The following is an 11620-nucleotide window of genomic DNA, read 5'->3' on the forward strand; positions in this document are numbered from 1 at the left end:
ATGATCTGGTCGCCAAACCGCACACACTTTGGCGGATCATGCGCCGCACGCACGAGCACGCTTACGACCCTGCGCGGCAGCATCGAACGCATCGAGGCGCATGGCGATGCCTATACGCCAGGCAGGGTGGCGCTCGGCCATGCCGACGCGGATGCGACGCTGCAGGGCGGCCTCGCCGTGGGTGCGGTGCATGAAGTGTTCGCCGAGGCGGGCCGGCAAAGTGCGGCGGCGACGGGCTTTGTCGCAGGCCTTGCGGGGCGGGCGGCGGCGCGGCGGCCGCTGGTTTGGGTGCGTCAGGATTTCACCGAAATTGAAACCGGCGCGCTGTCGATGAGCGGATTGGCCGAACTCGGTCTCGACCCGCGCCTCTTGGTGACGGTGCATGCCGCGGATGTGGACACCGCGTTGCGGACCGCCGCCGACGCGTTCGCCTGCGACGCGCTTGGCGCCGTCGTGCTGGAAGTCTGGGGCGAAGCGCGACCGCTCGATCTCGTCGCCAGCCGCAAGCTGACGCTGGCAGCCCAAGCGTCGGGCGTCACCGGCCTGTTGCTGCGGCTGGCGGCCGAGCCGTCGCCCTCGACGGCGGAGACAAGATGGATCGTGCGCGCGGCGCATTCGCCGCCGGCGCCGTTAGGGCCTGCGGCGTCTTTAATGCCTGCGGCGTCTTTAGGGCCTGCGGCGCCCTGGAGCGCCTGGGGCGCGCCGGTGTTTGACGCGGAACTTGTCCGCAACCGTCATGGCCCTGTTGGGCGGTGGATCATGGAATGGAAATGTGATGAGTGCCTTTTCAGTAAGCCGGCGGCGTATCCTCAGCCTGTGGCTGCCGCGCCTGCCCATCGACCGTATCAAACGTCAGCCTTGGCGCAGCAACGTCACGCCAGCTAAAGCGTTTGCAAGCGAAGTGGGCACCGGTTCGCGTGAAGAAAACGCGTCACAACAGAACTCCAACAATCATCCCAGCATTGTCGTCGCCAGGCAAAACAACGCGCTGCAGATTTTTGCCCTCGACGACGCGGCCGCGCGTCTTGGCCTTGCGGTCGGCCTGCCGCTCGCCAATGCCCGTGCCATCTGTCCACAATTGCAAGTGTTCGATGCCGATGAAGCTGCGGATGCCAAGACGCTGAATGCCATTGCCGAATGGTGCGATCGCTTCACGCCGCTGGTGGCGCTCGACTCTCCGCATGGCCTGTTCCTCGACATCACCGGCTGTGTCCATTTGTTCGGCGGCGAGGCCGCGATGATGCGGCTGGTGTGCGACGTGTTGACCGCGCAAGGTTTTACCGTCAGCGCCGCCATCGCCGGCACCTCGGTGTGCGCGCGGACGATGACCCGTCATGTCCATGGCCGCATCGTCCGTGCTGGCGAGGAAGTCGATGCGATGAGGCCGCTGCCGGTGTCCGCGCTGGGCACTGACGATGCGATCATCACGGGCTTGCGCCGCGCCGGGCTGAAAACCATCGGCGATGTCGCCTCCCGTGCGCGTCATGAAATCACGGCAAGATTCGGCGCCGGCTTCACCACCCTGCTCGAACAGGCGCTGGGACAAAGCGATGCGCCGATCAGCCCGCGCAAGCCGCTGCCGGATTACATCGTGGAGAAGCGTTTCGCCGAGCCGGTGGCGACCGATGGGGTGATCTCCGCAACATTATCCAGGCTGGCGGAGATGCTGGTCGCGGCGATGGCGCAGCAAGGCAAGGGCGCACGGCGGCTGGAAGCCGGTTTCTTTCGCACCGACGGCGCGGTGCGCACGATCATTGTCGACACCGGACAACCCGTGACCAAAAGCGAGGTGATCGACCGCCTGTTTGGCGAGCGGCTCGAGGCCTTGAGCGATCCGCTCGATCCCGGTTTCGGATTCGATCTCATTCGCCTGTCCGCCAGCCGCACCGAAATCGTCGTGCAGCAGCAGCGCGATCTCGATGCCAATGTGCACGACAATGACGAACTGGCGGCATTGATCGACCGCATCGCCGCGCGCATCGGCGGTCGGCGCGTGGCCGTGCACCTGCCGCAAGACACCCATATTCCGGAGCGCGCGGTGCTGACGGCGCCGGCGCAGCATCATCTTGCTGCGGCAGCGCAGGCGGTCTGGCCGGCGCGGGTGGAGGGGGAGCCGCCGTTACGGCCCTTGCGGCTGTTCGAGCGGCCGGAGGAAATCAAGGTCATCGCGCAGGTGCCGGATGGCCCGCCCGCCCGGTTTGTCTGGCGCCGCGCCACCCATGCCGTGGTCCGCGCCGAAGGCCCCGAGCGGATCGCCATGGAGTGGTGGCAATCGCAAGGCGAGAGGCTGACGCGCGATTATTTTCGCGTCGAGGACGAGGCCGGCTTGCGGTTCTGGCTGTATCGCGACGGACTTTACGATCGGGAGATCGAGCCGCGCGCGGGAGAAATCGTTCAGCCGCATTGGTTCATGCACGGACTGTTCGCATGAATACTCCGGTCTATGCCGAAATCGGAATTACGACGAATTTTTCGTTCCTGCGCGGAGGATCGCACCCGCAAGCCTATGTGCATCAGGCGAGCGAGCTTCGTCTTCCCGTCATCGGCATTGCCGACCATAACACGCTGGCAGGCGTCGTGCGGGCTTACAGCGAACTCGAAAACCCTGATGTCAAATACAAACCAAAACTTCTGATCGGCTCGCGCCTGGTCTTTATGGATGATACGCCGGACGTTCTAGTCTATCCGCGCGACCGCGCTGCTTACGGCCGGCTGTGCCGGTTGCTGACCCGCGGCAAGCGAGGGGACGATACCGAGAAAGGCGAATGCCATTTAAAGCTCGATGACCTCCTGGAATTCGCCGAAGGGCAGCTTCTGGCTTTGATGCTGCCGCATCGCTTCGAGACGGAGAAAGCGCTTCAGGTTCTCGATCGATTGCAGCGCAGCCGCGCGGACGGCGTGTGGCTTGCAGCGAGCCTCTTGTACCGCGGCGATGACAGGCGCCGGCTTGCGCGGCTCCAGCGCATTGCCGTAACCGCCACCGTGCCGCTGCTGGCGACCAACGAGGTGCTGTATCACCATCCCGCGCGCCGCCGCTTGCAGGATGTTCTGACCTGCATTCGCGAGAAGACCACCATCGATGCCATCGGCAAACGTCTTGAAGCCAATGCGGAACGCTATCTCAAGCCTGCGGATGAAATGGCGCGGTTGTTTCGCGATGTGCCCGAAGCGATCGCGGAAACCATGCGGTTTGCCGGCCGCATCCATTTTTCGCTTGCTCAACTCAAATACCAGTATCCCGACGAGCCGGTGCCGCCCGGCAAGACCGCACAGCGTCATCTGGAAGATCTGACCTGGCAGGGGGCGCACAAAAGATTCCCGGTGCGGATTTCACCTAAAACCAAAAAGGTTCTGCGCAAGGAACTGCGCCTGATCAGGAAGCTCAGATACGCGCATTATTTTCTGACCGTGCACGATATCGTCCGTTATGCGCGCGAGCAAAAAATCCTCTGCCAGGGCCGGGGATCGGCGGCGAATTCAGCTGTTTGCTACGTGCTCGACATTACTTCTGTGGATCCGACCAAGGTCGATCTGCTGTTCGAGCGCTTTATTTCCAAAGAGCGTCTTGAGCCGCCCGATATCGACGTCGATTTCGAGCATTCGCGGCGCGAGGAGGTGATGCAATATGTCTACAAAAGATATGGCCGCCACCGCGCCGCTATCATCGCGACCGTGATCCACTACCGGCCGCGCAGCGCGATCCGCGATGTCGGAAAGGCGCTGGGGCTGACGGAAGATGTGACGGCTGCGCTGGCAGATACGGTCTGGGGAAGCTGGGGCGAGGGCCTCATTGAAATGCAGGTCAGGCAGGCCGGGCTCGATCCGAAAAATCCCATGATCGAGCTTGCCGTCGAACTTGCGGGCGAATTGATCGAATTCCCGCGGCATCTGTCGCAGCACGTCGGCGGCTATGTGCTGACGCAGGACCGGCTCGATACCTACGTGCCGATCGGCAATGCGGCGATGGACGACCGCACCTTCATCGAATGGGACAAGGACGATGTCGATGCGCTGAACATGATGAAAGTCGATGTGCTGGCGCTGGGCATGCTGACCTGCATCCGCAAAAGTTTCGACCTGATCGAACGGCACAAGGGCGAGCGTTACGAGCTGGCCGATATCAAGTCAAAGGATGACGACGAAGTTTATCAAATGCTGCAAAAAGGCGAGTCGCTTGGCGTATTCCAGGTCGAGAGCCGTGCGCAGATGAATATGCTGCCGCGCCTGAAGCCGCGTACGTTTTATGATCTCGTCATCGAGGTTGCCATTGTCCGACCGGGACCGATTCAGGGTGACATGGTGCATCCTTATCTCCGGCGGCGGAATGGCCAGGAGAAGGTGAGCTACCCGTCGCCATCATCAGCGCATGGCGACAAGGATGAATTGCGCAGGGTTCTGCACAAGACTCTTGGCGTGCCGCTATTCCAGGAACAGGCGATGCGGATCGCCATCGAGGCCGCGAAGTTTACCCCTGAGGAGGCCAACGGGTTGCGCCGCGCGATGGCGACGTTTCGCAACGTCGGCACCATCGGCAAATTCGAATCCAAGCTGATCAACAACATGATCGCGCGCGGCTACGATCCCGAGTTCGCGAAAAGCTGCTTCGATCAGATCAAGGGATTCGGCAGCTACGGTTTTCCCGAGAGCCATGCCGCGAGTTTCGCGCAACTCGTCTATGTCTCGTCATGGCTGAAGCGTTTCCATCCCGATGCGTTTTGCTGCGGGTTGTTGAATTCTCAGCCGATGGGATTTTATGCGCCGGCGCAGATCGTCGGCGATGCGCGCAAGAACGGCGTTGAGGTGCGCGCGATCGATGTCTCCTTCAGTTACGCGCAGAATACGCTGGAGGAAAAAAGCGGGACGTATCACGCCGTGCGGCTCGGCTTTCGCCAGATCGACGGGTTCAGATGGGTCGATCCGGACGAGGAGCGGTTGAAGCAAATTCAGTCGTCATTCCGGGGTGTCGCGTCAGCGACGAACCCGGAATCTCGAGATTCCGGGTTCACGCTTCGCGTGCCCCGGAATGACGGCCGAGAGAGTGTGACCGATTGGGCCGAGCGCATCGTCGCCGCCCGCCGGCGGCGCCCCTTTACCTCGCTGGAAGATTTCGCTCGCGACACCGCATTGCCCAAGCGCGCGCTGATCCTGCTGGCGGATGCCGATGCGTTTCGTTCCATCGGGCTCGACCGCCGCGCCGCGCTGTGGGCGGTGCGGCGGCTGCCGGATGACGTGCCGCTGCCGCTGTTCGAATTTTCCACCGCGCGCGAGCAGCCGGATGAGAACACGCAGCCCTTGCCGCTGATGCCGCTGCCGGAGCAAGTGGTGGCCGACTATCAAACCATCCGGCTGTCGCTGAAGGGCCATCCGATGGAATTCTTGCGGCCGATGTTTGCCGGGGAAGGCGTCATTGCCTGCGACGGCGTCTGTCATGACCGCGACAAGCAATACGTCCGTTGCGCCGGCGTGGTGCTGGTGCGGCAGCGCCCGGGCAGCGCCAAGGGCGTCGTCTTCATGACGCTGGACGACGAAACCGGCATCGCCAATATCGTGGTGTGGCCGAAGGTCATGGAGCGCTTTCGCAAGGAGGTGATGGGCGCCCGGCTGGTGCTGGTCGAAGGACATATTCAGAGCAGTCCGGAACAGGTGACGCATCTGGTCGCCGAGCGATTGTTCGATCGCTCCGGCGATCTCGTTAATCTCGCCAATGACGCGCTCAGCCGAAAGCATGCTGTGCCGGCAGGCCCGGCGCTGGTCGAACCGCTGCATGACGACCGCCGTCAACATCCGGATAATCCGGCCCAGAAAATCCGCCATCCGCGCAACGTACGCATCCTGCCGCGGTCGCGGGATTTCCATTAGGGCGTGAGCTTATAAATCGATTGCACTGGTGGACGTCTGCTTTCGTACGCATTACGGACTCAAGTCGGACATCGCGGCAGGTCCGAAAAGCGTGCCACTTCCGGACTCATGCACCGCAAAAAAGGACTTACTCGATCAGCTGGCCCTGGTGACTATCGAACGGTCCCAGTCAGCAATAGCAGCCATTGTGATTAAATGGTTCAAAGCGTCCGGGGAAGCTGCTTTTCACCCTAAGCTCCCTTGCCTTCCTGTTTGCCGAGCACGCAGCGCCATGCCGCAAGGCGCTCGGCCGGATGCTGCTTCATCCACTCGGCGAGCTGCGGCGCACCCATCAGGCAGGACTGCATCGAGACGTCAGCGAAGTCTGAGGTGGTGACGGTCTGCTGGTGGCAATTTGCCGGTGAGGAGAGACTGCAGAGCACGGCGACGATCTTGATCACGATAGCAGAACCCCGTCGCGGCGATGGGCATTGGCGCCGCTGACAGTATGATTTGTCGGTGCCTTGTCCTGCTGCCCGCTGACTGGATCAGCCGGCGGGAAGATGCTGTCATATATCGCGCGGGCTACTCGAATTAGGCGGGCTCGCTCGCGCTCAGACTTTGAGATAAATCGAATAACCTCGCCCATATTCGCTCCAAACATTAGTTAGAGAACGAGTCCACTATCAGATGACAACAATCATTCCATCCTGATCTAGTATCTCAGCCCCAAATTTGAAGCTCTGCCGGCGGTAACGAAGGAATAAAAAGCTCGTGACCGGGCCGCGCGCTGGGCATCCAACGTCACTAAAGCACGCCTCCCGCAGGGTGGGCTGTGAAGCTGCCCATCAGGTCATGTACGCCACTCGCGTTCAGCGCCAGCAGCCGATCGAGCGGATGCTTTGACCGCAACATGCGAAGCTTTCTCAGCTCGCCGCTGGTAGTCGTCGGCAAGGGCCTTAAGCTGACCAGCAATCACTGAGTCGGTCATGGTTTGGGCAGCGCGGAGCAAAGTCTGTAATGTTTCTAGATATTCCTTGCCTCGTCGTAAGATCTGGAACGTCATAGAACAAAGCGGGGTTCGCCACGAGTAGTGCCGGACGAGACCGAACTTACCATCACAGACAGCGCATCGCGTGGCTCTGCCAGATCCAAGATTTGTGGAGCAGTTGGGCATTGTAGTCTCCTTTTGATATTGTCGTCGCTGTTCGTCGATCATCTTTTTTCACCGTCGCACTTCATGAGCCTGTCTGCTTTTCCAACGCATGCAGCCTACGACGATCGCAATCAGCGGCTCAATTGGACGTAGGTAATCGTCGGGCATCTAAAGGGGTCACGGAACGATACGAAGGTTTATGGTGCTCGCCCTTAAAGCCGACCACTTACACAAGGGGTCAATCGCGACGTTCTGACCGTGCGCAGATCATTTCCGGTCTACCCGAAAAGCAGACAAGTTCAGAGCCGCCCGCCACTTCGCAAAAGTGCCAATAAGCGACATACGACTGTTGCGTATTAAGAACGAAATGAAGATGTCCGAATTCACTCTGACTTAGGCCGTGTACTCATTAAGCGGCAGGCCGACTGATGTCCGCTCACCCTCCAACAGCGGCGGAAAAGCGGACATCGCCCGAGGTCGCAGAAGGGTGGTTAGCGGACCTCTGGTTATTCGTCACACCGATCACAAAGCGGCGCGCAGTTTGTGCCCAACCTCACTTACGCTAACGGCGGCTCAAGCTATTCTGAAGAACCTGGATGGAGATTTTGTAGCATGGCGAAGCTCGTTTTCGGATTGAACCAGTCCCTGGACGGCTACGTCGACCACCTGGAATTTGCGCCTGGTCCCTCGCTCTTTCGTCACTTCTACGAGCAAGTGCGCGACCTGACCGGCACTGTGTACGGTCGCCGCATGTACGAGGTCATGCGCTATTGGGACGAAGACCGTCCTGAGTGGGGCGCGGAGCAACGCGACTTCGCGGCGGCGTGGCGAAGCCAACCGAAGTGGGTCGTGTCGCGCTCGTTGAAGTCAGTCGGCCCCAACGCCACACTTGTCGAGGACGACGTCGAGGCGGTGATACGCGGGCTGAAGGCTCAGCTCGTTGGGGAGATTCAAGTTGGCGGACCAGACCTAGCACGAAGCTTAACCGACCTTGGTCTTATTGATGAGTATCGACTCTACTTCCGCCCCGTTGTGCTTGGTCGCGGCAAGCCATTCTTCGCTGGCCCCCGGCCGCCGCTCCGCCTTGTGGCCAGCGAGTTAATCGGCGAGGACGCGATCAGGTTGACGTATGTTCCTGCCTAATCACGCAACTCGCCCGACGGATCGCGCCGACGCGTCAGGTCCGCTTTGGGTCAATCGCGTCGGGTCAGCGACGTCCGCGCCGCGTCCGTTTATCCCTCAACAACGGAAATTTTCTGGATGAGATGCCAGGGCAGTTTTGTCCGGACTCGTGCACCGCAGCAAATGGCGGGCATGAACCAGTTATCCTGTCGCTTCTGGCATGATCTTTACGGTGGTCGATGATCCCGGCTACCGGATGAGCCCGAGCTTTTCGAGAAAGAAGGGCATTTGCGGAACTTAACGGAACATCAGAGGTTCTGTTCCGCGAATAAGCAGCGCCGTCGTCCCCGGTGCAGCAAGCGCCGAGGCCGAGGCGCTGAGTTGCGCTGGTCGGAGGGAATGCTCATGAGGCTCACTCGTGCGGACACGGTGTCGCGGACGCCACCATACTCCAGCTCGGAATAGGGCAGCATCGCGGCGCCAGACCAGCCCTGGCTGCGCATCTCGATTGCCTTGCGCTGGGCGCGCCGGCGGACTTCGTCCCACGCCGGGTTGTCGAAGAAATCGGTAGAGGACTCCGCGAGGAGCGCAAGCCGGAAGCGGCCGAGTAAAGAACGCTACGCTGTGCGTATTGCGACATGGCAATGCTGGGAGGTGGGCTTGGCGAGAAAACGCATCGGGATTCTCACGGGCGGCGGCGACGTCTCCGGCCTCAACGCAGTCATCAAGAGCGTGACTTATCGCGGCAGTGAGAACGACATCGAGGTTGTCGGTCTCCGCCGCGGTTGGGAGGCCCTCACGCACCTGAATCTCGAGGACCCGACCAGCAGGTCCCACTACATCATCCCGCTGAACCGAGAGAACACTCGTACCATCGATCGGCGCGGCGGGACCGTGCTGCACTCGAGTCGCACCAATCCGTCCAAAATGCAAAAGCTGCCCGATCATTTCGTCGGCAAGGACTTTCCAGTTTCCCTGAGTACTAGGGGCGGCATCGAAACCAAGACATGGGATCTCACCGGGCAGGTGCTGGCGAACCTCTCGGGGCTGGGCATCGAACACCTGATCGCTATCGGCGGCGACGACACGCTCAGTTATGCGGCCAAGCTCAACGAACTCGGCGTCAAGATCATCGCCATCCCGAAGACGATGGACAACGACGTCCGCAACACCGAATACTGCATCGGCTTCTCGACCGCGATCACCCGCGCCAGCGATGCCATCCAGCGGCAGCGCACCACTGTCGGCTCGCACGAGCGCATCGGCATTTTCCGCGTCTTTGGCCGCGATGCCGGATTTACCGCGCTCTACACTGCGTACGCCACCTCGATACGGTGCATCATACCGGAGTACAAGGTCAATCTCGACAAACTGATCCAGGTGCTTCTCGAGGAGAAGCGCGCCAACCCAAGCAACTACGCGCTGATTGTGCTCAGCGAGGGCGCCGAGTGGGAAGGCTACAAGCCGCAGGAATATGGCGAACCTGACCCCTACGGTCATCGCAAAAAGGCCAACGTGGCCGAATCGCTTGCCGACGAGATCAAGCGGCGCGCCGGCGAGGAGACGATCACCTCCGACCTCACCTACGACCTGCGATCGGGCGATCCGGATTTCATCGACAAGCTCGTAGCCCTGACTTTCGGTAACATGGCCTACGATGCCATCCTGGAAGGCAAGACCGGCCTCATGTCGGCGCTGGTGGAGGGCCGCTACGAGCTCGTGCCCATCCCCGACGCCAAGCTCGGGCCGCGCAAGTTGGACGTCGCCAGCACATACAACACGGAGCGCTACCGTCCCATCTACGCCAACAAGCGCGGGCTGCCGATCTTTCTCAACCGCGCGTCATAGGGTGGCAGGTGGGTAACCCCCAAAGAACGTCCCCTATGGGGCAGCCACTGAAGTAGTGCCCGGCCAGATGGGTCTGCCGACGCGGAGTCAGGGCCTCGTGCCGAGATCATGAAGGGGTCAGGCCATGGAGATCGAACGCACTACATTCGGCACCATCACGATTGACGGAAAGACCTATGAACACGACGTGATCATTCGTCTGTCCGGCGAAGTGGCAAGGCGGAAGAAAAAGCTGTCGAAGAAGTACTACGGCACCTCGCATGTCCTCTCGAAAGACGAAGCGAAGTTCATCTATGAGGACGGATGCGAGCAGCTAATTCTTGGCTCGGGCCAGATGGGCAATGTGCACCTATCGCCGGAAGCTGAGACGTATTTTGCGAACAAGGGCTGCACGGTCCTGTTGCAGCCGACCCCCAAGGCGATTCATACGTTCAACAACTCGCATGCGAAGAAGGTCGGCCTTTTTCACATTACCTGCTAAATCGGGCCGGCCGCGACTGCGCTGCGGCACATCAGCAAGAGCCCGAGAGCGCTTGAGAACATCGATTGGTCGCACGGTCGTGCGTGCTGACCGGTGGCGGAAACCACCATCGTCCAGGTCCGCAAGAGGTCCTGACCGCGTTGCACTGAGGTGAGCAGAGCGGGACACGAGAGTCGGCTTTGGGTCATTCGCGTCATTTTGACCGTGCACCGATCACTTCCAGTCTACCCCGATTAGCAGAAATTTTCAGAGACCGTCGGCATGTCTCAAACGTGCCAATAGGCGACGTTGCGCTTACGTTTGGATAGAAGGAGGCCGTCAACTGAGGCGGCCCCGACGCTCTTAGTCGTCGACCTTTTCGGACGTGATTACGCCGGTCTTCGGATCGGCGTGAAAGTCCATCTTCTGGCCGTTCTTAATGCCTTCGCCTTCCCATCGACCGTCATCGGCTTCAAGCTTGGTAACCTGCGTATAGCCCGACTTGAGAACCTGCTCGATTACTTGCTGGGCGGGCATCCAGTCTGGCCCCGGCTGATCGGCCCTTGCCAGGTTTAGCGAACCCCTGAAAGGGCCACGGCGAAAACAACAGACGCTAGTTTTTTTATGGCGAACCTCCCTTTATGTACAACGACCAACCTAGCCCGGAAGGTGAAGGTTCCGGGGAAACCGAAATGAGGCCGTTAGCGCTGTTTCTTCTGAGCCTTTTTCTTGGCCTTCAAAAACTGAGCCTGACTGCGATAGGCTTGCGCCATATTCAGGTATCGTTGCGAGATTTCGACGTCGGCAGCGGATCGCGCCATGCGCTCAGCCTTGTCCGCCTGCTTACGGAAGAATTTGGTTTCCTTCACCATCGTCCAACTCCGGCAGAAAAGCCCCGCCCGCACACGGCAGGCGGGGGAAGGTTTTGCTAGAGCGCTCGGTGTCAACACGCCGACGCTATAGAAATCATAACATCGGACCGGCCTGACGGGAATTGAGATAATCCCCGAAGGTGTAGCCTACTTAACGGTAAACTTTGGCAAGACAGGAGCCGTGCTCAGAGGGAGACCAGTCATGAAAAGCGGAGCATTTGTGGCGTGGTTGGTTTTGCGAATTACAAGATGGATAAGCTGGGTGAGCTTTTTGGCGTATTCCTTCGCCATCACTATCACTGCTGACCGATCAAGCTACCTCGA

General features: G+C 60.3%; 10 protein-coding genes and 1 pseudogene. 6 read left to right on the top strand and 5 right to left on the bottom strand.

Annotation, left to right across the window (positions count from 1 at the left end; translation table 11 throughout):
• Genes N554_RS0123125 through N554_RS0123135 form a run of 3 tightly spaced genes read left to right on the top strand, consistent with a single transcriptional unit; the run spans position 1 to position 5859 of the window.
• Complete coding sequence (locus N554_RS0123125) at positions 1-885, top strand: ImuA family protein (protein ID WP_051677648.1); 885 nt, start codon at positions 1-3, stop codon at positions 883-885.
• Positions 776-2431: a Y-family DNA polymerase gene (locus tag N554_RS36270; protein WP_036053862.1), complete on the top strand. Its 1656-nt coding sequence runs from the start codon at positions 776-778 to the stop codon at positions 2429-2431. The genes N554_RS0123125 and N554_RS36270 overlap by 110 nt, the downstream gene beginning before the upstream one ends.
• The gene (locus N554_RS0123135) at positions 2428-5859 is read left to right on the top strand and encodes an error-prone DNA polymerase (protein ID WP_029585675.1); all 3432 of its coding nucleotides are present in this window, start codon (positions 2428-2430) and stop codon (positions 5857-5859) included. The genes N554_RS36270 and N554_RS0123135 overlap by 4 nt, the downstream gene beginning before the upstream one ends.
• 230 nt (positions 5860-6089) lie before the next feature.
• Here the strand turns inward: N554_RS0123135 and N554_RS0123140 are convergent, their stop codons facing one another.
• Positions 6090-6299 carry a hypothetical protein gene (locus N554_RS0123140; protein WP_029585676.1) on the bottom strand — a complete coding sequence of 70 codons (210 nt, stop codon included), beginning with the start codon at positions 6297-6299 and terminating at the stop codon, positions 6090-6092.
• Positions 6296-6487: a hypothetical protein gene (locus N554_RS42185; RefSeq protein ID WP_036053866.1), complete on the bottom strand. Its 192-nt coding sequence runs from the start codon at positions 6485-6487 to the stop codon at positions 6296-6298. The genes N554_RS0123140 and N554_RS42185 overlap by 4 nt, the downstream gene beginning before the upstream one ends.
• A 1119-nt stretch (positions 6488-7606) precedes the next feature.
• Between N554_RS42185 and N554_RS0123150 the strand changes: the two genes are divergently transcribed.
• Positions 7607-8137: a dihydrofolate reductase family protein gene (locus tag N554_RS0123150; protein ID WP_029585677.1), complete on the top strand. Its 531-nt coding sequence runs from the start codon at positions 7607-7609 to the stop codon at positions 8135-8137.
• A gap of 287 nt (positions 8138-8424) precedes the next feature.
• Here N554_RS0123150 and N554_RS42190 read toward each other — a convergent pair.
• Positions 8425-8676 (bottom strand): annotated as a pseudogene (locus N554_RS42190) (fructose 1,6-bisphosphatase); the annotation flags it as partial.
• A gap of 100 nt (positions 8677-8776) precedes the next feature.
• On the opposite strand from N554_RS42190, the gene N554_RS0123155 reads away from it, so the two are divergent.
• On the top strand, positions 8777-9964 hold the full coding sequence (locus N554_RS0123155) for a 6-phosphofructokinase (protein ID WP_029585678.1): 1188 nt from the start codon (positions 8777-8779) through the stop codon (positions 9962-9964).
• A 124-nt stretch (positions 9965-10088) separates the two neighbouring features.
• A complete protein-coding gene (locus tag N554_RS0123160; protein ID WP_029585679.1) occupies positions 10089-10445 on the top strand; it encodes an Mth938-like domain-containing protein in 357 nt (118 codons plus the stop codon).
• A 342-nt stretch (positions 10446-10787) separates the two neighbouring features.
• Here N554_RS0123160 and N554_RS0123165 read toward each other — a convergent pair whose 3' ends face one another.
• On the bottom strand, positions 10788-10961 hold the full coding sequence (locus N554_RS0123165) for a PepSY domain-containing protein (protein ID WP_081851370.1): 174 nt from the start codon (positions 10959-10961) through the stop codon (positions 10788-10790).
• Between the two features lie 164 nt (positions 10962-11125).
• Positions 11126-11296: a hypothetical protein gene (locus N554_RS40215; RefSeq protein ID WP_156042051.1), complete on the bottom strand. Its 171-nt coding sequence runs from the start codon at positions 11294-11296 to the stop codon at positions 11126-11128.
• Positions 11297-11620 lie beyond the last annotated feature (324 nt).

The sequence above is a fragment of the Bradyrhizobium sp. URHD0069 genome, assembly GCF_000701345.1.
Classification (GTDB): Bacteria; Pseudomonadota; Alphaproteobacteria; order Rhizobiales; family Xanthobacteraceae; genus Bradyrhizobium.